A 22,641-nucleotide genomic window follows, 5' to 3' on the forward strand; every position below is an offset into this window, starting at 1 on the left:
TCACCTCGCAGATGCGGTCCCGACTCAGCGCCATCGCGGATCTCCATATCGAAGAGACTCGTTGACACGGCTGACGAACCCGAGGTGCTAGCCCGCCACGTCCGACATCCACTACTGCGATCTGCTGTCCGAGGGACCCACCGGTTCGGCGAGGTGGTCATCTCGGTCATCTCGAAGGACACCGGCGCCTCGGCACATGAGGCCAGCGAGATGCTGGCGCAGGCGGTCGCCGGGTTCTGCCCCAACAAGGAACGTCACCTGCTTTGAGCCGAGGCACGGGCCGAGCTCGGCGGCTTCGGCCTGCCCACGTTATGCCGTCCGTTTTGTGCCGTTGACCCACCCGGCGACCGGCGAGAACATCACTAGCAGGGAGGCGTCACGAAGGAAGGTGTCTGCCATGGCATGGAATTTGCGAGGCAGTTACATGGAGACCTGCTCGTGCGAGCTCATGTGTCCCTGCAACCTCTCGTTCGACCACGGTGCGACGTACGACTTCTGTCGCGTCACGCTCGTCTTCAACATCCGCGAGGGGCAGGTCGAAGGCACGGACGTCAGCGGGCGCCGGGTGGTGCTGATCGCGGACACTCCCAAGGTGATGACCGACGGCAACTGGCGCCTCGGCGTCTACATCGACGACGGGGCCAGCGATGATCAGTTCGATGGCTTGGTCAAGCTCTTCGGGGGCCAGCTCGGCGGCCCGATGGGTGCACTCGCACCTCTCGTCGGCGAGGTGGTCGGAGTCGAGCGGGCGGCCATCGAGATCACGGATGACGGACTGCTCCACGCCGTCAAGGTCGGCGACACGATCGACTTCGAGATCGAGGACATCGTCCCGTTCGGCGTGGAGACGGGCCAGCCGGTGCGGTTCAACGGGATGTTCCACCCCGTCGGACCTGACCTGACCATGGCCGAGGCCCGACGCACGCGGATCAACGCCTTTGGCATCACCTACGAGGGCAAGACGGGCCTGTCCACGTCCGACTTCACCTGGGCCGCCTGACCGACTGCGGGCACTCCCCGATGGACATCCGAGCCTCTCGCGGGGACGCAGGTGGTCTCGCCCCGGCCTACGCCGCCATGCGCGCCCGACTCGGCCTGGTGGTCACGCTCTTTGCCCTGGCCGGGCTCGGCTGGCTCTGGGCCGGCCGCGCGATGAAGGGCATGGACGCCGGGCCCTGGTCGAGCCTGGGCACCGTTGCCTGGTTCCTCGGTGTCTGGGTCGTGATGATGGCCGCGATGATGCTGCCCTCCGTGGCGCCCACCATCGCCCTCTTCACGCGGCTCACGGCGCGGAGCAACCCGCTCGCACCCTGGCTTTTCGTCGCGGGATACCTGCTCACCTGGATGGCCGCCGGCCTGGTCGCCTACCTCGTCGGCGTGCTCGCCAGCGCGACCCTCGGCGACGCCCTGCGCTGGGACCACGCCGGACGCGCAATCGCCGCCGCAACGCTCGGGCTGGCCGCCGCATACGAGCTCACCCCATTCAAGGATGTCTGCTTACGGGCCTGCCGCAGCCCCTTGGGCGCCCTGCTGGGCTCCTGGCGAGACGGACCGGTCGGCGCCGTGAAGATGGGCGTGCGCAATGGGGCGTGGTGCGTCGGCTGCTGCTGGGCGCTCATGGCATCACTTTTCGCACTGGGCCTGATGAGCCTGTCCTGGATGGCCCTCGTAGCGGGGCTCATTGCCATCGAGAAGACGCTCCCCTGGCGACGCGTGACGCTGGGGGTCGCTGGAGTCCTCTTGGTCCTCGCCGTCCTGCTCGTGACAGCGCCGAACGCGTTGCCTTGGTTGACGATCCCGGGCGGCCCGATGTGAATCCGACCGACCGACGCCCGGCTCGTCAGGCCCGGTGCAATCCCGGCTGCACGACGCGCCGTGCGGACGCCGGATGAACGAGGAGGTGAGCAGCCGGCCGTACAGGGCGGCGCTGCAGGTCCCCGCCGCAGTTGGGACACCCACGTGCCAAGCACACTTCCACGCACCGGGCGCACCACGTGCACTCGAAGGTGCAGATCATCGCCTCCAGTGAATCTGGTGGCAGGTCGGCATCGCAGCATTCACAGCTCGGGCGCAGTTCCAACATGCCACCAGTCTTCCAACGATCCTGGACGATGCCTCGAACTGCGGAGCTGTACGCCTGTTCGCCGCGCCTAGCGGCAGGATCAGGCGCTCATCTATCAGCGGACCGCGCACGGTTCTTCCAGCTCGTCGCCGCACTGGACGGGCCGGACTCTGCTTGGGCAGCCGCATGAAGGGCCTGCGCCACGGCCTTCACGGTGGGTGTGGAGCTCTTGCGCGTGAGGACGTAGACGTGGCGCTGAAGAGTGCCTTCGGCGAGCTCGCGAACCACGACGCCGGGGGCCGTATGCGCGTGGACCAGGTCCGGCAACAGGGCCCCGGAACCGGTGGTCCGGGTGAGCTCGAGAAGGATGAGGAAGTCGTCAGACGTGTGCCGAACCCGGGGCTCGAAACCGCCGAGCTGGCGGCATACGCGTAGGTGCATGTTGTGATGCCCGGTCCCGGGCTGGCATGCAGCCCAGCGCATCTCGGAGAGGTCCGTGAGGCGTACATGCGCCCTGGCCGCCGCCGGATGCCCCTCGGGAAGGACGAGGTTGATGTGCTCGCGCAGCAGGGTCGCGCGGCGAAGGTCGTCGTAGATGGGCCGCGGCTGATCGTCGTACTCGTCACCGACCACGACGTCGAGGTGCTGCAGCCGCAGCGCAGGTGTGGCCTGCTCGACTTCGGCCTCGGTGACCTCGACCACGATGTCCGGGTGGGTGGTGGCGAGCGCGTGGACCGCGGGCGCCACGATACGAAGCACCGCCGATTGGAACGCGGCGACGCGGACCACCCCAGCCAGCCGGCCCGCGGCGACCTCGGCCACCTCTGCCTCCGCGGCCTCGGCCTCCGACAGCAGTATGTCGGCCCGCGCGACAAGCGCGAGCCCAGCGGGAGTCAGGCGGACGTTGCGGCCCGCCTTCTCGAGCAGCCGTGCTCGGACCTCGCGTTCGAGGACGCCGAGCTGCTGGGAGACCGCGCTCGTCGAGTAGCCGAGGGACGCGGCGGCCGCGTGGATGGTCCCGCGCTCTTGGACCTCACGAAGGAGGCGAAGGCGGTGAAGATCGAGCATTGTTCAGATTCTACGGACAATGCGGCTCCAAAAGGTGCGATGGACGTGAACAGTGTGGAGCGCCGAGGATGCTCGCGTGGGACCTCTCTTCTGCCTGCTCTCCGCCGTCGGCTTCGGGCTCATGGCCGTGTTCGCCAAACTGGCGTACGCGGCAGGTGCGACGGTCGGCGAGCTGCTGGTGGTGCGGTTCGGTCTGGCCGGGCTGATCCTCGTGTCCATCGCCGTCGCGGCGGGGGCCTTCCGGGCGCTGAGCCGACGAGCGATCCTCGCGGGGTTGGGCATGGGTGCCTTCGGCTATGCCGCCCAGTCTGGCTTGTACCTGGCCGCGGTGTCGCGCACGGAAGCCTCGCGAGTGGCGCTGGTGTTCTGCGTCTACCCGGTGCTGGTCATGATCACGGCCATCTTCATCGGTCGCGAGCGCGCGTCGACGCGGCGCCTCATAGCGCTGGTCATGGCCCTCGCCGGGATCGTCTTCGTCCTCGGCGGCGCCGGCGGCTTCGACGTGGTCGGCGCCGTGCTGGCATTCGGCTCGGCCGTCGTCTACTGCGGCTACATCCTCATCGGTGACCGCGTGGTGGGCGACGTGCGTCCCGTCCCGCTGACCGCACTCGTCTGTGTCGGTGCCTTTGCCAGCTGCGCCGCGGTCACCGTCTTCGGGCAGGGTCCTTCGCTGAACCTCGCCCCATCCGCCTGGGGCTGGCTGGCAGCCGTCGCGCTCGTCAGCACGGTCGCGGCGATCTTGCTGTTCTTCGCCGGCATGGCTCGCGTCGGTCCGACAGTTGCCTCCCTGTTGTCGATCATCGAGCCCGTCGTCACCATCGTGGGCGCCGCGATCGTGTTCCGCGAGCCGCTGGCCGTCACTCAGGCCCTCGGAGGGGTCATGGTCCTGGGTGCGGTCGCCTTGATCCAGTGGCCGACCCGCCGTCGGAAGCCATCTCCCATGACAGCGGCCCCCGTTGCCGGAGGGGCCGGTCCGGTGCTCGAAGCCACGCAGGCCTAGGAGAGGCGCGGCGGCGCGACCGGTTCGTCGCTGCGGTCACTATGGCGGCCGCCGTCGAGTGCGGCGGGGCGCCGCGTCTACCTGGGCTCACGTTCCTGCCGCCCAGGTCCTGATCGGGACGAAAGACCCACCGGAGCGCATCGGGCAGCAGTACTCCCCCGTGGTTCGGGCTGTGTCCGCCGTCTCCGAGCACGAGCCCTGAAGTCATGGCTGCAAGTCGAGCAGGTAGGTGACGTGATCGTCGCCGTCCTCGTCGGCCCACGCATGCATTTGCTCAATGCTGTCCACCCGTGCGACCTTGCCGAGATTGAACTCCGCTTCGTGCCACGAGACGGGCACAAACGGCCGGCGCTGAATCTTGAGATGCCGGACGAGCCAGTCCCGTCGGATGTCGGCGTGGCCGAATCCGTCCTCGCTTTCGTATGCCGCCATCACCTCGAGCCGGCATATGACGGAGACCCGAGCACCCGGCGCGGGAACGAAGAAGTCGGGCGAGTACCGCTCCAGCGCGAAGTCCCTACGCGAGGTTCCCGGTACGCGCCGGACGGTCTGCGGCTCAGCCAGGACCTGGAACGCGCCGACTCGAAGCAGCACACTGCTCGGCTCTTGGCCCCATTCGACGGTGCCCGTGAGCTCGTAGTGCGGGGCGTCGTCGCCCGACGGGTCTCGCCCTGGCAGCTCGGTGCAGCCCTCCGGCCCGCTCGACTCCTCGATGCTCCAGCACGCTGCGCGCAGGGCGTGGTCGCGAAGCGCGGCACCCCCGTGCAGCTCTGGAATCTCGCCGTCTTGGACGATCCAGTTCTGCAGGTGGGCCCACACGAGCACCAGTATGAAGGTGTACGTCACGGAGAAGCGGCAATCGGCGGATGACGGCAGGTGGGACATTCTGGGACGGCAGGCCGCGGTCTCGGCGTAGTCAGAACCCGAACGGCGGCAGCTCGAGTGGGAGGAACGGCAGGTGGTCATCGAACCGCGGGCGGTGGACAGGGACCGCGATCGGTAGGTGCGGCGGCGGCAGGAGGACCGGCGACGGGACGTGCGGCAACGCAGGCTTTTCCGGCGCGTCGAAGCCGGGTGGTAGGAAGCCCGTGCGAGGGTCACGGGCGGGACGGACCCCGGCCTCTGCGAAATACTTGATCGCGGCCAGACGGGTGCGAAGCAGCCCGGCGGCGGGACCGGCACCTGACAGGGAGCCCGCCCCTTCCGGCAGTGACCCGGCGAGTGACTCGGTCAGGCGGCACCCGTCTCCGGTGGGCGCGAGCTGGGTGACGATGTTGAGCTCGAACTCCGACGTCAGGTTCCGTTCGACGATTCGGGAGGGTCGAGTCTCTTCGACGACCTGCGACGCGGTGACCGACAGCTTGCCTTCATCTTCTGCGTGGACGGCGACGAGCACATCCGACGCCACTCCAGGTATGGCCACCCGAGTCGCGCGCGTCGTCCATGGCCGGAGCAGGTGCTCGATCCCGGCGTCGGTGAGCAGCTCCCAGACCTGATCGGGTGGCACCGCGATCTCGACGACCTCGTCGTGGTTGACGGGGACCAGACCGGAGGTGGTGAGGGCGGTGTCGAGCGCCTCGAGCTCGGCGGTCAGCGCCGGCCCGTAGCGGTGACCCGCATGCCGATCTGGTTCGGGCCTCCGGCCGGCCCCAGGCGCTTCTTCGAGGCGCTCCTTCAGGACGATCAGGCTGCGTTGCAGCCACAGGAGCGCATGCTCGGCGACACCGTCACGTGCATAGCCGGGTAGCGAGCCGTGCAGTCGCTGTTCGATCAGGCAGCGGCCGTCCATGGCGGTGCCGGTCGTCGTCAGCGTGACTGCATCGGGACCGTGGATCGACTGGGCCACCACACGGCCCGGTTCGTCCGAGACGACCTGCGCGAGGCCCGCCCGCAGTCGGCCGTTGGGCCGTCGCCATAGGCTCGCAAGGGCAGGCCGGGACCGGTCATCGCCCACGGCCACAGGCACGACGCAAACGTTGCCTTCGACGGATGGAGCTGGGGCCGAGGCGGTCAGCGTCTGCCAGACGAGTTCTGGGTCGCGATCGATCAGCACCCGATGTCGCACGTCCATGCTGCTCGGGAGCGGTGGCTCCGGGCTGTGCCTCAGCTGGTCGCCAAGGAGCCCGCGGAGGACGTTGCGCACGCGGCCGAGTCTGCCGGACATGACCGCTGCGGTCTCGCGAATGGGCCCGATGCCCAGGGACGGACGAGAAGCCCTGCTACAAGCGGCCTCTCATCGTCCAAGCGAACAGAGGCGCGCTACGCCGTGCCCTCGAGGGCGGACAGGCTCATCCGCTCACGCGGGCTCTGCCGGACTCACCACGAATCTAGTCGGCGTCAACTCGTCGACCGCTGCCGCGAGGTCCTCGGGCAGGTCGTGGCTCTGCCCGTTGAGGGCCGTCGCGAGCCCGAGCGCCAGACCGATGAGGTCATGGTCGCCGAGGCCCAGTCTGAGGGCGACGGCGGCAGCGTTGGGCGGCCGCTTGGTGGGATCCTTCTCCAGGCAGTCCTGGATGAGCGCGGCGAGGTCTTCGGGGACACCATCCGGCAGTTCCGGTGGTGGCTCGTTGAGGTGGGAAAGCGCCGTGGCTATGGGCGTGCCCCGATCAAACGGACGATCGCCCGACAGCATCTCGTGGCCCACCACTCCGAGGGCGTAGAGGTCGCTCGAGCCGGTGGCCGGCTCGCCGCGCACCTGCTCGGGGCTGATGTAGTTGGGTGTGCCGAGCATCTCGCCGTGCTGGGTGTGTCCCGATGCGTCGAGCGCACGGGCGATGCCGAAGTCAGTGAGCTTCACCAGCCCGTCTTCGCGCACGAGGATGTTCGGGGGCTTGACGTCGCGGTGGACCACGCGGTGCTCGTGCGCGATCCCCAGCGCGAGCGCCGCCTGGCCCAGGATGGACCGGACCTCGGCGGGCGGCAGCGGGCCGCGCTCGGCCAGAACGGCCGACAGGGTCTTCCCCTGGACATGCTCCATCACGAGAAAGGCCAGGCCGTCGTCCTCTCCGTAGTCGAAGACCGTCGCGATGTTCGTGTGGTTGAGCGCTGCCGAGTGAACCGCCTCATCGCGGAACCGAAGCGCGAACAGCTCCTCGTGGCCGACGTCCGGCCGCATGATCTTGATCGCGACCGTGCGCTGCAGGACGTCATCGGTGGCGCACCAGACATCGGCCATGCCGCCCGAGGCGATCCGGCTCTCGAGGCGGTAGCGGCCAGCCAGCACGAAGCCCTCACAGAGACGATTCATGTCACGAGCACCGAGGCCCTTCCGAGACAGAAGGTGCGCGTCGTTTGACAGGCCGGTGAGCCTTCGTCCTCGGCCATGCTACGTGACCGCCGACTCCGACGACGTCCTCAGCCTCTGTGGCTCACCCGGCCTGCGGCTGCCGCCCGAAGCGGCGAACCTCATGCGGCCACCCGCACGCCTGGGCGATCTTGCCAGCCCACATCTTCGCGGTCTCGTCGTCGGCCACATCCACCACGGCGAAGCCGCCCAAGAACTCCTTCGTCTCGACGTAGGGTCCGTCGGTGATTCCGGCGGTGTCTCCGGTGGGGTCGGCGCTGTAGACCGGGCCGTCCTCCTCCAGCCCCCCTGCGAAGACGTATACGCCCGCCGCCTTCATCTCGTCCACGACCGCCATGGCGAGCGGTGCGCGCCCGCGGAACCACTCCTCGGTGTGGTCGCCCACCCACTGTTGGTTGAAGTAGAGGAGGTACTCGGCCATGACTGCTCCTTCTGCTCTGGCGGACCGGCCGGTCCGCTTTCATACCTACTCCACGAACGGTGACGGATGCATCCGACACGCTTCACAGAAATCTGGCACCGAGCTTGGCGCGGCAACGGAGAACACTGCACGGACATCGCGGTCGACGCGCCCAGCTTGAGCGTGGCTCGGTACCCGGCGAGCGTCGCCCGGCTGACACGAGACTCCGCGGCTCGCTGGTGTGGCGCCGACCAGCCCTCACGCGGAAACTGAGTAGGTCAGGTGCGAGCTTCGTGTCCATCGGATCGGCGCTGAACGGGGCGGTCTCGGCCACCGGGGCGCAGAACGTCACGCTCTGTGGCGGCTCGGTCAACGCGAACGTGCCGATCACTGATGCGAAGCGCGTCCGCACCGGCGGCGGCCCGAGCGATTGCGGGGGCGTCACCGTCGCCGGTGGGCTCTCCGTCGCCGGAACTGGCGCCCTGCTCATCCTCGCCGGCGCTTCCGTGAGCGGGGCCATCTCCGTGACGGGCAGCGAGACCACACGTCAGGAAGTGATGTCCTGGGCGACGCGCTCGACCTCGATGGTGAGGGGGTCGTTCGGGTTGATCGGGTGCTCGCACGACGAGGCGGTTCCCGAGGTGCCGGCGACGGTCCATGTGTACGCCACCGACATACCGTCGTGCGCTGCCGCGCAGTCGGTGTTGCCGGTGGCCCGGTGCAACTGGGTGGTGCGGACCGCCACGGTCAGAGCGACGACCTGCTCTGGCGGCAGGGTGCCGGTCGTGATCTTGCCTTCCGAGCTGAGGACCCACTGGCCGGAGGCAAAGACCATCAGGGTGCTGCCGCAGGGGCCGCCCGCGCATATCCCGCCCCAGGTCCGGCGCTGCACCTTGAAGTCGTCGGGTGCCCGCTCGGTCGGCGTATGGGAGGCAGCCGGGGTCGGGTACGCCTCGACGATGGCCACGCCCGTGGTGATGCGCGCCGACTTTGCTTGTGGCACAACCACATTCCCGCATCCGGTGAGGAGCAAAGCCGCGACTGCCCCGGCAATCGGCCCCCGCACTCGCCGAGCCAGCCTCATGCGTCGAGCGTAACTGCCACCCAGAGCTTGAGTGAGCGCATTGGGTGGCGACATTCGTACGCACCTGCAGACGAGTCAGACCGTGTGTGAAGCCCTGTCACGGCCGACCTCGACGATCCCGGAGGCGCGGTCGCGCCTCCGGGCGTGCCATTGTTCGGGGATGGAGCTCCGTCCCGAGGACGCGCGACTCGGTGAACCTACCGGCGAACGCCGCGGTCCTCGGGCGCATGAACCGCCGAGTGGGTCCCGCGATGGACGCCAGGGCGGTTCGGTACGTGCCCGGATCCACGGGGCCGGCCCCACGCAGCTTCGGCTCGTGGCGCTCGTGCAGGTGCTGGGGCTGGCCGTGTGGTTCTCGGCGACGGCGATCGCACCCAGCCTCCGGGCCGAGTGGGCCCTGTCGACCACGTCGGCCGTCTGGCTCACTGCCTCGGTGCAGCTGGGCTTCGCCGTGGGCGCGGTGACCTCGAGCACCCTTGGGCTCGCGGACCGCGTGCTCCCCCAGCGCCTCATGGCCGCATGCGCACTTGGTGCCGCGACGTGCACGGCCGCTCTCGCATTGACCGCCCAAGGCCTCGCAGTGGCCGTTTCGCTGCGGGCCGTGACCGGGGTCTTTCTCGCTGGCGTCTACCCGGTCGGTATGAGGCTGACGGCCTCGTGGGTCGGTTCGGCCGACCGGGGCCGTGCCTTCGGTGTCCTCATTGGGGCCCTGACGCTCGGGTCGGCGATGCCTCACCTCGTCGCGAGCGTCGGACCGCTGCCGTGGCGCGGTGTCATGCTCGTCGCGTCGGGCATCACCCTCCTTGCGGCCGCTGTCGCTTGGACACACGTACGTCCGGGGCCGCTGCTGAGCGTGGGCGCCCGCCCCCACTGCCGCTACGCCCTCGAGGTGTTCCGCGAGCGCAGACCCCGGCTGGCCAATCTCGGCTACTTCGGTCACATGTGGGAGCTCTATGCCTTCTGGACGTGGCTGTCGGCGTTCCTCCTGGCCAGCCGAGAAGCCAGCGGACGCGGTGGCCAGGGGCCGGTGGTCAGCCTCCTCACCTTCGCCGTCATCGGGCTCGCTGGTGCCGCCGGCGCCCTCATCGACGGTGTCCTGGCCGACCGATGCGGGCGGTCGTTCGCGGCGACGTCGGCCCTCGTCGTGAGCGGCGCCTGCTGCCTGGTGTCGCCCTGGGCGTTCACCTGGTCAGTGCAGGCGCTCGTCCCTTTCCTCGCCGTCTGGGGCGCCGCGGTCATCGCCGACTCCGGCGTGTTCTCGACCGCCCTGAGCGAGAGCGTTGATCAACGGTTCGTCGGAACGGCGTTGACCGTCCAGACTGCCGTCGGGTTCGCCCTCACCGTCGTGACGATCCAGCTAGCCGCGGTGTTGGCGGCCCACGTCGGATGGCAGTTCGCGTTCCTGCTGCTCGCGCCGGGACCACTGGCCGGAGCGGTGGCGATGTGGCGATTCGGCCGCCGCGCCGGCGCATCCGCACCCTGACTCCTGGGCTCGCTGGACATTCTGCGCCACAATCCTCCGGCCGCGTCCGCCGCCTTTGCTGCACGCGGCATACGACGGCGTTGATCCGCTAGCCGTTCTCCCGGCCTGGTAGCGGTGCGCCGGCAAGAAATGCCGCGTACGCTTCCCGAGCGTCGTCGTCGACGAGTGGCTGTCGTTTGGAGTAGCGGCCGTCACTACGATCGCGCTTCGGGCCCGATATCCAGAACTCTTCCCCGGTGTCGACGTCATAGAAGTTCGAGTCAAAGTTGGCCCGCGCGGTCCCGGTCACTCGGTGAAGGGTTCTCCCATGGACGTAGGCAGTCCGCCAAGTACGCGTGAACCGCACACGGGCGATCCAAGCCGGCCCACGATCCGTATCGTGCCCGGTCTTGAGCTGGACGTACATGATCCGCTCTGGCACTCCTGCAGGGTACGACCAGAATGAGGCGGGCGGCCCTGAGTTTTCGGTTGGCGCCGGCCTTGGCCCAGCCCCATTCGCACTGAGCGTGGCACGAGCGGATGCTGCTCTGGTGTGTGCCCAGGTGATGAATAGCTAGAGCGGATGTCAGTCAGTGGCCATGGTCATACGTGCGATGCCGGGTCGACGACCGGCGCGACGGGAGCGGTCGGCGTGAGCTCGGTGGCGGCCCATGCTGCCACGCCCAAGTGGACTTCGTCATCTCGGAAGACGACATGGACGTGCTGCGCCGCCTGCCGTTTCAGGACTACGGCGACAACAGCGCCTTCCCGGTGTACAGCGGCAGGTAGCCGCACGTCGGCATTGATGTCAGAGGCAGTCCCTCAGGTGCCGGACCGAGGGCCACGCCCTAGGGGTGAACCGGCTCGCGGCAGACGGTGCGTTTCGCGCGCGAGTGATGGCACGCGACGCACCTCCGGATCCGCGAGCGCGGGCTTGCCACGGTCTCGGGAGGCTACGCGTCGCGGTGATCTTCCTGGTCCCTGGCGCTGTTGGGGTAGATGGTTTCTCCCCGCCCCAGCATGGCGACGAACTGCTCGATGCGTCGACTTCGGGTCTCGGGACGCTTCGCAGTCTCGATGCGGTAGAGGACCGAGTAGCGATTGCGGCCGTTGAGGTTCTGGAACATCGTCCGCGCCGCAGGGTGCGAGTCGAGGGCTGCCGCGAGATCTGCTGGCACCTCGATGCTCGCCGGTCCGGCGTACGCGGCGTCCCAACGGCCGTCAGCCCGGGCGCGCTCCACCGCGGCGAGTCCGGACGGCTGCATGCGCCCTTCCGCTATAAGCCGCTCAGCGGTTGCGACGTTGCGCGTTGACCACCCGCTGCGCGCAGTGCGGGGCGTGAAGCGCTGCCGGTAGCTGAACTCATCGCCGCTGCGGATCTGCCCGTCGATCCATCCGTGGCACAGCGCCTCCTCAAGCGCCTGATCATAGGTGAGGCTCGTGGGCGCGGCAGCGCCCTTCCTCGCCAAGGTCAGCCACACGCCGCGTTCATCACCGTGGTGCTCGTGGAGCCAGGCGCGCCACGCGGCGCCGTCCGCGACAGTCAAGGCCAGCAGCTCGTCACTCACACGTCCAACCTTCGCACGCCCATACAGCCGGCGTTCCCCATACGGGCCGACCGCGAACCTGCATCGAGGCGCGCAACTCGGCAGGATGGTCCGCCCTGGTAGGGCAGACTGGCGTGAACGAGTACGCCCTTGAGCGCCCTGACGGAGGGGACTTGGATTGCCGGGCATCCGACCGCTAACCAGGCCCTCTCGCTTCGTGGGCGCTGCGATCGCGCTCTTTGGGGCGGCGATCTGCGGGTACGGCTTGTTCTGGGCAGGCGTCCTGAGCTGGATCTTCTTCCCGTACTCGCTTCTCATCCTGGGTGCCTCAGCGCTGTTCTTGGTCCCCGCTTGGGTCTTGGTTGCGACCTCGCGCCGCTCAGCAATAGATGCCCGGGTGAGACCGCGCGATGGGCTCGGGATCGTGGCGACACACTGGGCAGGGGTGATCGGCAACGCCGCCGTGTGTCCATGGATGGCGGCCGCTTCCCTGTGGTTCAGTGGTCACCGTGAAGCTGCTACTCACGTCCGGGGGAATCACGAACCCGAGCATCCGTGAGGCGCTCGTCGACCTCCTGGGCAAGCCGGTCGACGAGGCAAGCGCGCTCTGCATCCCGACCGCACAGTGGGGTCATCCGATGTGCGGGCCGGTCTCGGCGCGCGGGTTCGTCGCTGGTCTGCCGCCGTGGGGCGGGATGACCTCGATGTCGTGGAACTCACTCGGCCTGCTCGAGCTGACGGCGCTGCCGACGATCGGCGATGAACGCTGGGTGCCGTGGATTCGTGCCGCCGACGTGCTCCTCGTCGACGGTGGCGACGCCACATACCTGTGCCACTGGATGAAGGAGTCCGGGCTGGCGGCCCTCCTGCCGTCGCTGTCCGACACGGTCTGGGTGGGCGTGAGCGCCGGCAGCATGGTGATGACGCCGCGGATCGGTGCCGACTTCGTAGAGTGGCCGGGCGCGGCGGACGACCGCACGCTCGGCGTCGTCGACTTCTCGATCTTTCCGCATCTCGATGTGTTCCCGGAGAACACGATGGCCAATGCGGAGACGTGGGCTGCGGAGATCGGCGTCCCCGTGTACGTCCTCGACGACCAGTCTGCGATCCGGGTCGTCGACGGGGTAGCGCACGTGGTGTCTGAGGGGCGCTGGAGGCGCCTTCCTGAAGAGAGTCCACACTAGATGCGGGCATTTGCCGGCGAGCCGGGGGCGGCTGAGCGCATGACCAACCCTTGGTCACTTAAAGCGGCGTCGGCGTCTCAGTCCCCACCATCCGGCATGCTGTAGCCGTGTGCGCGGACAGCGAGATGACACCGGCCGCGGTCGCCTTGAGGCCGGCGGTCCTGGAGGACGTCCCCAGCTTGGTGGACCTGACGACGGCGTTCTATGAAGAGGACGGCTTCGCCCCTGTCCAGGACGCGCTGCCTGGACGGTTCCGCGCGTTTCTCGATCAGACCGAGGCGAACATCACCGTAGCCGCGACAGCCGACGCCATCATCGGTTTCGCACTCACTACGGTCCGCTTGATCTTGGAGTCAGGTCTCGTTGCAGAACTACAGGATCTCTACGTCCGGCCGGAAGATCGAGGCAATGGCGCCGGTTCGGCGCTCGTCGGTGACGCGGTCAGATGGGCCCGGATGAACGGCGCCGGCACGCTGGAAGTCGTGATCGCTCCCAACGGACGGGACGTCAGTCATCTGCGCCGCTACTACAAGGCCCGCGGATTCATCGACGAGGGTAGGCGCATCGTGCACCTCGGCGCGTCACCAGACGGCTAGCGGCGCACACCGTTCCGCACGAGCCCGCGCACGGCAGGGGATCCGATGTTGCCTCATGGCCAGGTAGGGACGGACCGGCCACATGAGCGCCAGCCACGCGGCATACGGGCCTCTCACGACGATGGACGATGGCGAGTGGCCACCGGTCGCGAAACGCTGTCAGCATGACGCCATGACGCAGGCGAGCTTGGGACATCTTCGGGCTGCGACCATCCACGACATCGCACAGTTGCTCCCGCTATGGGCTCTGCTTTTCGACGAGGAAATTGACAACGGCCAGTCATGGCCGGGCCATGCCCGTAGATGGTTCGGACACGCTGTCTCAAACCAAGAGGCGGCCTGCTTCCCGGTGATCGTGGTCGACGACGTCATCGTCGCGACAGCGATTGGAACCCTGGAGCTCGGCGTTCCGAATCCGTACTGCCCTCGGGGTCGCACGGTACGACTGGCCAACGTCGTCACGGTCCCCGAGCATCGTGGCCACGGGTACGCCACCCTGCTGGTTCAGCACGTCGTCGCGTGGGCCGATTCGGTCGGTGCGGACCGTGTGGACCTGAGCGCAACTTCGGATGGCCGGCGGATCTACGAGAGGGAAGGGTTCGTGCTCACCTCCGCGCCGCGGATGAAGCTCATCCTCTGACCCAGCGGCGCGTCCCAAGACCGGTGTCCGCGCGACCTCCGGCGTATCGGCCGACTCACTCAACTAGAGGGGAGGATCACGACGGAGGCCCGGGACAGCCTGAAAGGAGTCCCATGCCTAGGCGAATATTTCGCTCAAGCCCAAGGCTGTACTCCTCGTACCGTCTCCCACTCCTTGCACCGCCGACAGCGGGTGGCGTGCAGGGTGTCAGTGCCGCCCACGACCTCCCAGTCATGCCGGCCCATCCGGCACATCCATGGGAGCTTCTTCTTCGTCCGCGCCATCACTCCTCCTGCCACCGTCACCCTCTCGGGCAGCCCACCTACCGCGCCCCGGGTCCGCGTGTCAGCGCGCCGCCGACGACGCTGCCCGCCTCTTCACATGCTCCTCTGTTCCCGGTCAGCGCGAGGTGAAATCCCCGGGTCACCCACTCGCGTACGTCACGTGCTGAGGAGAGGCAGTCTCAGCACGCACCAGTGCCCGTCAGGCAGCTCGATCCGTCGGTTCGCCCAAGCGAGCGGATCGGTGACCGGAACCGATGCGATGTTGTCGCGGAAGCTCCGACCGAATTCCGCATCGGCTACCCAGTTCCCCTGACCCTGCATGGCCTCACGGATGCGTCTGGCGAGCTGCCCATCCGGATACCAGTCGGTCAGGCGCGCCCCGGTCCAACTGCCGCGAGCGGCGAGCATCTCATCCAGCAGCGACGTCATGGCCGAACGATGGCAAACCTCAAAGATCAGCGCGGCCTCATTCTCCCTACGGCGTCGTCCCCCCTTCGTGTATGACGGCGCGGCACGGGGCCAACCTCCTGGCGTAGCCGTCCTCAGCGCGGCAGTTGAGGACGCTGGACGCCGCCGGCTGACCATCTGGGATAGCCATCGGCTGCCCCGGCTCGCTCCCGCCCGGCGGGCCGCACGCTGCGGGTCCGCTACCGGGTGCGCTCGGACCTGCCCGCCGTCGTCGGCGCGTCCCAGCGCTCGCGCAGGTCGATCTGCTGGTGAGCGGAAAGCGCCCCACCGGCGGCCGCACCACCCGCCGGTGGATGGTCACGGATGGTCACACTTCGACTCGGCCTCCGGCCGATGGCCACGCTCCGAAAGTTGTCGTGGGTTGGACCCATCCGAACGGCGCCTCGCGCCGAACAACAGTTAGCGACGGCCACCGTGGCCTCGCGCTTCCTCACCGAATCGGAAGACCAGAGCAAGGAGAATCCCTCGTGAAGATCCCTCGTATCGCGGCTGTCGCCGCACTCTCCCTGGCCCCGCTCGCTGCCGGCGCCCTGCCGGCCCACGCCGCCTCGGAGGCCACGGTCTCGATCCTGCACGCGGTGCCTGGCGCGACTGTCGACGTCTACGCCAACGGCAAGGCGCTGCTGACCAACTTCAAGCCCGGCACCCTGACCAACCCGCTGATGCTCCCCGCGGGCAGCTACAACCTCAAGGTCACGGCCGCCGGGGCTGGACCCTCGGGCAAGGCCATCATGCAGGCCAACGGCGTCAGCGTCCCCGGCGGCGCCAACGTCACGGTGGTCGCCCACCTCGACGCGTCCGGCACGCCGGAGCTCACGCCCTACGTCAACGACACCTCGATGGTGCCGGCTGGCAAGGCTCGGATCACCGTCCGTCACGACGCGGCCGCGCCGGCCGTGGACGTCAGGGCCGGTCGCACCCCGGTATTCAAGAACCTCACCAACCCCAACCAGGCGACGGGTGTGGTCCCCGCCGGTACCGTCAGGGCCGATGTCGTGCTCGCCGGCACCTCCAAGGTGGCCATCGGCCCGGCCGACCTGACGCTCAAGGAGGGCATGAACACGATCGTCTACGCGTGGGGCAGCGCCAAGGACAACAAGCTGCAACTGGCGGTCCAGACGATCGGCGGCATGCACTCGGCCCCGGGCGGCATCCCCGCCGGTGAGGGCGGCCAGGCACAGGCGGGGGCCGACCTCGCCCGCGACGCCGCCGTCGGCGGTGCCGCGGCTCTCGGCGCGGGTGCCGTGCTCCTCTTCCGTCGTCGCGCGGTCCCGACCCGCTGACGGTCGCGGTGCGCACAAGAGTCAGCCCGGCGAGGGCGGCGGCCGCGCTGGTCGCCGCCCTCGTGGCCGGCCTGCTGGTCCTCTGGGTCACGCGCGCTCAGCCGGGTGACGCCGCCGCCCTCAGCGCGGCGATGCGCGGTCCAGCCCCGACGTCCAGCAGTCCCGCAACGCTCTCGCCACCGGCCACCCCGGACCGCACCGCCGTGGGGACGGCCGCGCCCGCGCTCGGGGTGACCCCGGCGGGGCTCCCGAGCGCGGCGTCCTCTCCCACACCGCCGACGGCCCTCACCATCGACGGGGTCGGCCTCCGCATGCCGGTCGTCCCGGTGGGAGTCGCCGCCGACGGCGACATGGCCCTGCCCCGCAGCCCTGCCGTAGCCGGGTGGTACCGCTTCGGCTCGCTCCCCGGAGACCCGCAGGGAGCGACGGTCATCGCAGGCCACCTCGACGAGCCGTGGTACGGCACCGGTCCTCTCGGCCGCCTCGCCGACGTGACCGCCGGCGATACGGTGGTCGTGACCACCGGCTCCACGTCGTACCGCTACGTCGTCACCGAGGTGCAGGCGGTGCGCAAGACGCGCCTGGACCTGGCCGCGCTGTTCCGGACCGACGGCCCGCCGACCCTGCACCTTGTCACCTGCGGCGGCCGGTTCGACCCCGTGCACCGTCGCTACGACGCGAACGTCGTGGTCGTGGCACGCCCGGCATGACCCGGCAGGTCGGCCAAGTGGTCGGCTCGTGTCCGGCCAGGCGCTGAGACGTCGGGGCCCAGGGCCCCAACCCAGTTGCCAGCAGCATCACGTCCGGCGGAGGCGGTGCAGATGGCGCAGGCGACCACAGGCGGCCTGCGGCATGGTGGGATGAACGTCCTCCGACCGGCGCATCCGGTAAACACCTCGGGCTCACGACTGGGCGGTTAGGCGACGCCGCCCAGCTCCTTCAGGATCTCTTGCGGCCGTCTCGGATGGCGTGAGGTCGTCGGTGTCGATGATGAGATTCCAGTCGTCGCCAGCCTGCACGTCGAAGTGTCCGCGGGAGTTGCCCAGCTGCTGACCCTTCGTCCGAGCCCGTTCACCTTGCTCGAGAACAGGGAGTGAGGCCGTTAGCCGCACCCAGAACGTCGCGGCAGCACGGAGGTCTCGACGCCACGCGGGCATGATCGAATCGTCGACGGGCATCTCGTCGAGGATGACGTTGTTGCCCGTAGCCAATAGCGCGTTGACCGCGGCACGCATCCCGGTCAGTAGTCGTTCGCCGGCCTCGCCGTAGTGGATCCTGGAGCGTGGCGAGCCGTCCGCGTCACGGGTCTCGTCGTTGAACGACCCTCATAGTCCGCGGACGAAGCATCCGTCGCGCCACGAGCGCCGGCGTGGCCTTTGGACCAAGCTGATCGCGGGAATCGGGATCGCCGTGCAACTCGAATACCTCTCGGATCGGTCGGACAACTTCAGACTCGGGCTGCTGATCTTCTTCAGCGTGATCTTCGGGGTGGGCCTCGCACAGTGGCCGCCGGCGAGATTCCTGCTCATGGGCCGCGCTTCGAAGGGCCGTGCAACGGACAGTGAGACGCACATATCAACCTAGGTCGTCAAAGTGTCATTGCCCAGCGCACGAGGACGAATATCGGGTCGCCCGTGGTACCACGTCCCCAGGCTAAAGACGGAACTCAGCTCGAGGTCTCTCCGGCGTCGGGCGGTCGCTGGCAGAGCGGCACTACCCGTTCTGGCGCGTTACTCCTGATCGGGCAGGCCGCTCTGGGGCTCTCCCTATGCATGCGCGCGCGCCAATCCGGCCCATCGCCCGTAGGCCCCCGAGCATCACCCAATCGCGCGATAGACACATCTGCGAGGCCTAATCCTTCTCGCCCCGCAGCAACGGCGCCCGGAAGCGATGCTCGGGACGAACACGGGTTGAAAGGTCTGGCCCTCCGTGTAAGCGACCGACGCGCTCATGAGGGGCGAGGTCGCCCCCGGGTCACATCCAATGGCCGAATCTGGGGTGGAGGTCCATCAAGAACTGGTCGATGTCCTCGAGCGTGACCTCAGCGAGGACGGTCCAGTTCCCCTCCCGCCTCACGAGGTGGTAGCGGTCGGCGCTCGATGAGCGCATCACAGCCAGCCCGTGTCGGGACGCGAGGTCACGCAGTCGTCGCTCGTCGTGCTTTGGGGGGCTGTCGGCCGTTGCGGTCATCTCGGGGTGTCTCCTGTCGCGGGGCCTCTAAGGACGGGCACGCGCGATATACCCCCGTTACGGCCGGTTAACGCCCGCTCTCCCCCGCACGTCGAGCACCGGTCGCGTCGCTCTGCGTCCCGCGCCGTGCGAGCAGCGCATTCACAGAAGGCGAGTGCGACTCGGCAGGAGCGCGGTCGCGTCGAGGAGGCCGCGGAGACTCAGCCGATAAACCAGACCCTCATCCCACCGCTCAGTGCACGGCGGAAGGGGGTCGCTGCCCTATCGGGGCACGCCACCGTTCAGCCGCTGGGCGAGGCCTAGAAAGGCCACCCCCGCGTCGTCGAGGGCGCGCGCGAGCGCGCCGCGCGCGTCGATGACGACGTTCGCATTCGAGAGTCCGCGGAACAACTGCCCGGCCCTCGAGGTCCGGGAGCCAACCCGCCTCAGGTTCGCAGTGTCAACACCGTCCCGGAGGTGCTGCCGCATCGGTTCAGACCCTCGCGGCGAGGATGTTGACGATCGCAACGATCACCAGCACCAGCAACAGGCCTACGACTATCGCCATGGCGATCCTGCCGCCGCTGTCCCGCAAACCGCCCCCGTTGCCCCTCAGATTCGTCGTCATCGGCCGCCGCCCCCTCAATCCCGGCCCTCCCCGGAACCACAGGCTCGGCTCCAGAACCACCCCGCGTCAAGTGATTCCCCAGTATTCGGTCAGGGGTTGCCGGCCACTACACCCCGGTCGTGAGCAGGGAAGGCCGGCCTCCGTCGTCAGCGACGCTCAGCGCCCTCGCTCGGCAATCCGCGCCAGAACTTGTTCTGCGTGCGTGAGCAGATCGGCCTCGGTGCGGCCATGACGCCGGTCCGAGGCCAGCCGGCGCCACCATCGGCAGGGAAGTCGTCGGCGGACCTCGAACACGTATCCGCCACGACTCGTCGGCGGCCTGACGGCCGGTTCGGTCAAGTAGCCGTCGCCACCCGCCACCCGGGCAGCCCTCAGCTCAGCCCTTGACCCAGTCCGGTGGCGGCGGCACGACGACGCCGACGACCGAGCCGACCCGCACCACGAAGCCCCTGCCGCCCGACGCGGCCCGGGCGATCTGCGTGCACTCCGGCCCGCTGCACCAGCGCGGCACGCGGTCCTGGCTCTCGCGGACCATCATCCAGAGGACGCCGGCCATCGTCTGACCCGGCAGGGTCGTGCGGCCCCGGTGGTCCTGGTAGAAGACCACCTCCGGCCGCAGCCCATCGGGGCGGGGCGCCGTCGCGGCGGCCACGATCGCGTCGTACTGCTGCCGGGTCTGCTGGTGGCCGACCACGTCGGTGCGCCACGTGGTCAGGCCGACGACGGCCAGGACGGCCAGCAGACCCAGCCCGACCCGCGACCAGGCCCCCGGGTCATGCAGCAGCAGCACCGCCGGGAGGACGAGGGCGAGCCAGGTCCACAGCTCCCCGCGCGGCATGGTCACCACGCCGGTGACCACGGTCTGCGCCGCCTCGAGCGCGGCCACCACCGCCAGCGCCGCGACGAGACGCGCCATGAGTGGCCGCACCACCGGACTGAGGAAGCCGGCGACGACCGCCAGCAGCCCGGCCACCGTGGCGACGGGCGAGAGGCGCAGCAGATCGACGGCGGAGCGGGCGGCGCGGCGGACGTTGGTGCGCAGGCTGGCCAGGTCGTGCAGCGGGTTCGGGTGCCGCCAGGCGGCGATCTCGACGCCGAAGTGCCCGAAGGCGAGCCAGTTGACGAGGTAGATGACGCCCACGCCGACGGCAAAGCTGCCCACCCATCCGAGCGCGAGCAGCAGCAGCCGGCGCCACGGCATACGGCCGAGGTGCACGACGGCGGCGAGGAAGAGCACGGGCGCCACGGGCGGATAGCTGAGCACCGACAGCACGGTGACGGCGAGCAGCCACCCGGCGAGCCGCCCGCCGCTCCGGGCGGCGAACGGCAGGGTCCACACTCCGCCGGCCGCCACGATCGCGGAGGAGACCTGCGTGGCGGGCCAGTAGAGCAGCTGCACCCATGTCACCGACGCGAAGAGGGCCAGCCCGACCAGCACCTGAACCGCCCAGTGCGTGCGCCGGTCGTCGCGCCACAGCAGCCGCCACAGTCCGGCGACGAAGAGGACGTATGCCGTCACGTGCGTCACCGACGCCCACGTCGGGGTCGTGTGCTGGCCGATCGCGAGCCACCAGAGGTAGTTGAGCCATCGGCCCTCGCGCAGGTTCTTGGCCCAGTTGTCGATGGTGCCGGGGGTGTGGGCCGGCAGCAGGTAGGGCCAGTCGTCGGCGCGCAGGAGCGGCCACAGCGCCTGGGCGAACGCGTCAGTGACGAGGACGGCCAGGACGAGCACCACCGTGATGACGGCCCAGCGGGGCGGCTGCCCGCCCGCGCGGGCGCCGGGGAGCGCCTCGGGTGCCGCTGCGGTGGACTCGGCCGTCATCGAGGCTCGCTCACGGGAGGAGGGTCGCGTCCTTCGACGATAGGCGGACCCGCGGCCCGGTCAAGGAGGTGCGCGCAGTCGAGGGCCGCATTCCCAGCAACTTCACCGACGTGGCCGGGCCTGCTCCCAGCGGCGAGCTCGGGTCAGTAGTCGCCCTTGATGACGAAGTAGGAGCCGCGGATCGTGCCGGCGAGCTTGGACTTCTGCCGCGCGAACTTGAAGGCGGCCAGCTCGTCGGGCACCTCCATGCCGTCGGAGAGCTTGAACCCGACGGCGCGCTTGCCCTGGTCGGCGAGCGTCCAGAGCACGTTGACCGACAGGCCCGACTCGTAGAAGACGTAGGACCAGCGGATGCCGTCGACCTCGAATTGCGTAGCCTCGAGCGCCGGCGAGGCGATGACGATGTCGCGTTCCTCCTTCAGGACGCGGGCGACGTGGTCGACGATGTCGTCGGCCTCGTGCGCCGGCCGCGTGCTGAAGGTGTGGTCGTACTTGTTCTTGAAGTAGCGAGCCTCGTTGGCGCGCAGGCCGGCCAGCGCCTCCGCCACGGGTGAGGACTCCAGCCCGGCCGTCGAGACCTTCGTGAAGTCGACGTCGTACGCCATTGCGCACCTCCTGCTCGGCCGCCGACCGTGCGGCCAGCCTCCTTCACAGGCTAGCCGCGGCCCCGCCGGCGGTGTCTAGGCTCGGACGGTAGGCAACGGCGGCGACGGGTCGCGCAGGCGCCGCGCATCTGGAGCGCCGGGTAGATCTTTCGGTCGTTGTGGCTCAGCGCGATCAGGACCCCGGACTTGCGCAGGCCGCGCAGCATGGCGTCGGGGTCCCGCTCGCCGTCGAGGAGTGCGCGCATCTGTTCCTCGCTCAGGTGGGCAGGGCGAGCACCCGGTCTCCGGGGCCGACCGCTGCACCACCGCCCGGGCTGGCTCCGGGATCCCGGCACCTTCTGTGACCCAAGGACCAACCGCGGACGGCAACAGGGCCGATGTAACGAGCCAGGTGCAGATTTCGGGCCCACTCGGTGCAATGACCGGGAGAGCGTGACGTCACACCAGCGGCATGAGCGCGAGATTCACTCAGCCTGTCGAGGATGAAGCCGACGGCTCTGGCTCTAGCCCACACTCCTTGTACATCGCTGCCTCGGCCGTGTCGCTCGTGGCGATGTAGACGTGCCACGTTCCGTGGTGCTGGGCCGCCAGCCGGCACGTCGCCGGCCAGTTCTTGAGCTCGAATACCGGTGACTGGGCCGGGATGAAGGCGGCGGAGTGCTCGGTGGGGTCGGGCAGTTGGGCGTGGGTGAGATCGTTCAGCTCGGAAAAGGTGCACGACACTCGAAACAGTTCGGGTCCGAGCTGAGAGGGGGTGACGGTCTGCGGCCGCCCGGAGAGGTATGTGACGCCGTTGTGCACCACGAAGTCGGTGTAGTCGATCGCCACCCCCTGACCCGGCTTGACCACGACGGGTGGACACCCGGCCACCGCGGTCGTTGACGCGGCTGGCGCAGCAGGCACCCATGCCTGCCTAACGCAGCCGGAAAGCACTGCCACGACGACGAGCACTGATCCACTGGCTACAAGCTGGCCCGAACGGCTCACGCCAGCAGCGTAAGACGCGGTAAGGGAGAACGGACGGAGTCAACGACC

At 69.0% G+C, this 22,641-nt stretch carries 26 protein-coding genes; 9 read left to right on the forward strand and 17 right to left on the reverse strand.

What is annotated here, in order from left to right; translation table 11 throughout:
• Window positions 1-397: 397 nt before the first annotated feature.
• Together ACTHJJ_RS06225 and ACTHJJ_RS06230 are read left to right on the forward strand one after the other, a co-directional pair.
• On the forward strand, window positions 398-1,000 hold the full coding sequence (locus ACTHJJ_RS06225; RefSeq protein ID WP_440302070.1) for a DUF1326 domain-containing protein: 603 nt from the start codon (window positions 398-400) through the stop codon (window positions 998-1,000).
• 20 nt (window positions 1,001-1,020) lie between these two features.
• Window positions 1,021-1,815 carry a DUF2182 domain-containing protein gene (locus ACTHJJ_RS06230; protein WP_440302071.1) on the forward strand — a complete coding sequence of 265 codons (795 nt, stop codon included), beginning with the start codon at window positions 1,021-1,023 and terminating at the stop codon, window positions 1,813-1,815.
• Between the two features lie 25 nt (window positions 1,816-1,840).
• Here the strand turns inward: ACTHJJ_RS06230 and ACTHJJ_RS06235 are convergent, their stop codons facing one another.
• Together ACTHJJ_RS06235 and ACTHJJ_RS06240 are read right to left on the reverse strand one after the other, a co-directional pair.
• Window positions 1,841-2,083, reverse strand: a complete 243-nt coding sequence (locus tag ACTHJJ_RS06235; protein ID WP_440302072.1) for a DUF1272 domain-containing protein — start codon at window positions 2,081-2,083, stop codon at window positions 1,841-1,843.
• 87 nt (window positions 2,084-2,170) lie between these two features.
• On the reverse strand, window positions 2,171-3,130 hold the full coding sequence (locus ACTHJJ_RS06240; protein WP_440302073.1) for a LysR family transcriptional regulator: 960 nt from the start codon (window positions 3,128-3,130) through the stop codon (window positions 2,171-2,173).
• A gap of 76 nt (window positions 3,131-3,206) precedes the next feature.
• On the opposite strand from ACTHJJ_RS06240, the gene ACTHJJ_RS06245 reads away from it, so the two are divergent.
• Window positions 3,207-4,130, forward strand: a complete 924-nt coding sequence (locus ACTHJJ_RS06245; protein ID WP_440302074.1) for a DMT family transporter — start codon at window positions 3,207-3,209, stop codon at window positions 4,128-4,130.
• Between the two features lie 204 nt (window positions 4,131-4,334).
• Here ACTHJJ_RS06245 and ACTHJJ_RS06250 read toward each other — a convergent pair whose 3' ends face one another.
• From ACTHJJ_RS06250 to ACTHJJ_RS06270, 5 genes are all read right to left on the reverse strand, one after another.
• Window positions 4,335-4,976, reverse strand: a complete 642-nt coding sequence (locus ACTHJJ_RS06250) for a hypothetical protein (protein ID WP_440302075.1) — start codon at window positions 4,974-4,976, stop codon at window positions 4,335-4,337.
• 70 nt (window positions 4,977-5,046) lie between these two features.
• The gene (locus ACTHJJ_RS06255; protein WP_440302076.1) at window positions 5,047-6,096 is read right to left on the reverse strand and encodes an SRPBCC family protein; all 1,050 of its coding nucleotides are present in this window, start codon (window positions 6,094-6,096) and stop codon (window positions 5,047-5,049) included.
• Between the two features lie 330 nt (window positions 6,097-6,426).
• Window positions 6,427-7,377, reverse strand: coding sequence for a serine/threonine-protein kinase (locus ACTHJJ_RS06260; RefSeq protein ID WP_440302077.1), 951 nt, complete (start codon window positions 7,375-7,377; stop codon window positions 6,427-6,429).
• 121 nt (window positions 7,378-7,498) lie between these two features.
• Entirely contained in the window at window positions 7,499-7,855 is a 357-nt protein-coding gene (locus tag ACTHJJ_RS06265; RefSeq protein ID WP_440302078.1) for a YciI family protein, read from the reverse strand.
• Window positions 7,856-8,381: 526 nt separating this feature from the next.
• A complete protein-coding gene (locus ACTHJJ_RS06270; protein ID WP_440302079.1) occupies window positions 8,382-8,837 on the reverse strand; it encodes a hypothetical protein in 456 nt (151 codons plus the stop codon).
• 397 nt (window positions 8,838-9,234) lie between these two features.
• On the opposite strand from ACTHJJ_RS06270, the gene ACTHJJ_RS06275 reads away from it, so the two are divergent.
• Window positions 9,235-10,401: an MFS transporter gene (locus ACTHJJ_RS06275; protein WP_440302080.1), complete on the forward strand. Its 1,167-nt coding sequence runs from the start codon at window positions 9,235-9,237 to the stop codon at window positions 10,399-10,401.
• A 932-nt stretch (window positions 10,402-11,333) separates the two neighbouring features.
• Here the strand turns inward: ACTHJJ_RS06275 and ACTHJJ_RS06280 are convergent.
• Window positions 11,334-11,948 carry a YdeI/OmpD-associated family protein gene (locus ACTHJJ_RS06280; RefSeq protein WP_440302081.1) on the reverse strand — a complete coding sequence of 205 codons (615 nt, stop codon included), beginning with the start codon at window positions 11,946-11,948 and terminating at the stop codon, window positions 11,334-11,336.
• A gap of 488 nt (window positions 11,949-12,436) precedes the next feature.
• Between ACTHJJ_RS06280 and ACTHJJ_RS06285 the strand changes: the two genes are divergently transcribed.
• The 3 genes from ACTHJJ_RS06285 to ACTHJJ_RS06295 all read left to right on the forward strand — a co-directional run bounded on the left by ACTHJJ_RS06285 (window position 12,437) and on the right by ACTHJJ_RS06295 (window position 14,347).
• Window positions 12,437-13,111: a Type 1 glutamine amidotransferase-like domain-containing protein gene (locus tag ACTHJJ_RS06285; RefSeq protein ID WP_440302082.1), complete on the forward strand. Its 675-nt coding sequence runs from the start codon at window positions 12,437-12,439 to the stop codon at window positions 13,109-13,111.
• A 107-nt stretch (window positions 13,112-13,218) separates the two neighbouring features.
• Window positions 13,219-13,707 (forward strand): GNAT family N-acetyltransferase, encoded by a 489-nt coding sequence (locus ACTHJJ_RS06290; RefSeq protein ID WP_440302083.1) that lies wholly within the window; start codon window positions 13,219-13,221, stop codon window positions 13,705-13,707.
• Between the two features lie 172 nt (window positions 13,708-13,879).
• Window positions 13,880-14,347, forward strand: a complete 468-nt coding sequence (locus ACTHJJ_RS06295) for a GNAT family N-acetyltransferase (protein ID WP_440302084.1) — start codon at window positions 13,880-13,882, stop codon at window positions 14,345-14,347.
• 440 nt (window positions 14,348-14,787) lie between these two features.
• Here the strand turns inward: ACTHJJ_RS06295 and ACTHJJ_RS06300 are convergent, their stop codons facing one another.
• Both ACTHJJ_RS06300 and ACTHJJ_RS06305 read right to left on the reverse strand, forming a co-directional pair.
• Window positions 14,788-15,060: a hypothetical protein gene (locus ACTHJJ_RS06300; protein ID WP_440302085.1), complete on the reverse strand. Its 273-nt coding sequence runs from the start codon at window positions 15,058-15,060 to the stop codon at window positions 14,788-14,790.
• 218 nt (window positions 15,061-15,278) lie between these two features.
• On the reverse strand, window positions 15,279-15,410 hold the full coding sequence (locus ACTHJJ_RS06305; RefSeq protein ID WP_440302086.1) for a hypothetical protein: 132 nt from the start codon (window positions 15,408-15,410) through the stop codon (window positions 15,279-15,281).
• Window positions 15,411-15,566: 156 nt separating this feature from the next.
• Between ACTHJJ_RS06305 and ACTHJJ_RS06310 the strand changes: the two genes are divergently transcribed.
• Both ACTHJJ_RS06310 and ACTHJJ_RS06315 read left to right on the forward strand, forming a co-directional pair.
• Complete coding sequence (locus ACTHJJ_RS06310) at window positions 15,567-16,382, forward strand: DUF4397 domain-containing protein (RefSeq protein WP_440302087.1); 816 nt, start codon at window positions 15,567-15,569, stop codon at window positions 16,380-16,382.
• 8 nt (window positions 16,383-16,390) lie between these two features.
• The gene (locus ACTHJJ_RS06315; RefSeq protein WP_440302088.1) at window positions 16,391-17,092 is read left to right on the forward strand and encodes a class F sortase; all 702 of its coding nucleotides are present in this window, start codon (window positions 16,391-16,393) and stop codon (window positions 17,090-17,092) included.
• 192 nt (window positions 17,093-17,284) lie between these two features.
• On the opposite strand, the gene ACTHJJ_RS06320 is transcribed toward ACTHJJ_RS06315, so the two are convergent.
• The 7 genes from ACTHJJ_RS06320 to ACTHJJ_RS06350 form a co-directional block, all read right to left on the reverse strand.
• Window positions 17,285-17,656 carry a phosphotransferase-like protein gene (locus ACTHJJ_RS06320; protein ID WP_440302095.1) on the reverse strand — a complete coding sequence of 124 codons (372 nt, stop codon included), beginning with the start codon at window positions 17,654-17,656 and terminating at the stop codon, window positions 17,285-17,287.
• Window positions 17,657-18,356: 700 nt separating this feature from the next.
• Complete coding sequence (locus ACTHJJ_RS06325) at window positions 18,357-18,572, reverse strand: hypothetical protein (RefSeq protein WP_440302089.1); 216 nt, start codon at window positions 18,570-18,572, stop codon at window positions 18,357-18,359.
• Between the two features lie 472 nt (window positions 18,573-19,044).
• The gene (locus ACTHJJ_RS06330) at window positions 19,045-19,179 is read right to left on the reverse strand and encodes a hypothetical protein (RefSeq protein WP_440302090.1); all 135 of its coding nucleotides are present in this window, start codon (window positions 19,177-19,179) and stop codon (window positions 19,045-19,047) included.
• 376 nt (window positions 19,180-19,555) lie between these two features.
• Window positions 19,556-21,001 carry a hypothetical protein gene (locus ACTHJJ_RS06335; RefSeq protein ID WP_440302091.1) on the reverse strand — a complete coding sequence of 482 codons (1,446 nt, stop codon included), beginning with the start codon at window positions 20,999-21,001 and terminating at the stop codon, window positions 19,556-19,558.
• Window positions 21,002-21,144: 143 nt separating this feature from the next.
• Window positions 21,145-21,606 carry a phage tail protein gene (locus ACTHJJ_RS06340; protein WP_440302092.1) on the reverse strand — a complete coding sequence of 154 codons (462 nt, stop codon included), beginning with the start codon at window positions 21,604-21,606 and terminating at the stop codon, window positions 21,145-21,147.
• A gap of 50 nt (window positions 21,607-21,656) precedes the next feature.
• Window positions 21,657-21,851 carry a hypothetical protein gene (locus tag ACTHJJ_RS06345; protein ID WP_440302093.1) on the reverse strand — a complete coding sequence of 65 codons (195 nt, stop codon included), beginning with the start codon at window positions 21,849-21,851 and terminating at the stop codon, window positions 21,657-21,659.
• Between the two features lie 223 nt (window positions 21,852-22,074).
• Window positions 22,075-22,593 carry a hypothetical protein gene (locus ACTHJJ_RS06350; protein WP_440302094.1) on the reverse strand — a complete coding sequence of 173 codons (519 nt, stop codon included), beginning with the start codon at window positions 22,591-22,593 and terminating at the stop codon, window positions 22,075-22,077.
• Between the last annotated feature and the right edge of the window lie 48 nt (window positions 22,594-22,641).

The organism is Intrasporangium sp. (assembly GCF_051961875.1).
Taxonomy (GTDB): Bacteria; Actinomycetota; Actinomycetes; order Actinomycetales; family Dermatophilaceae; genus Intrasporangium_A.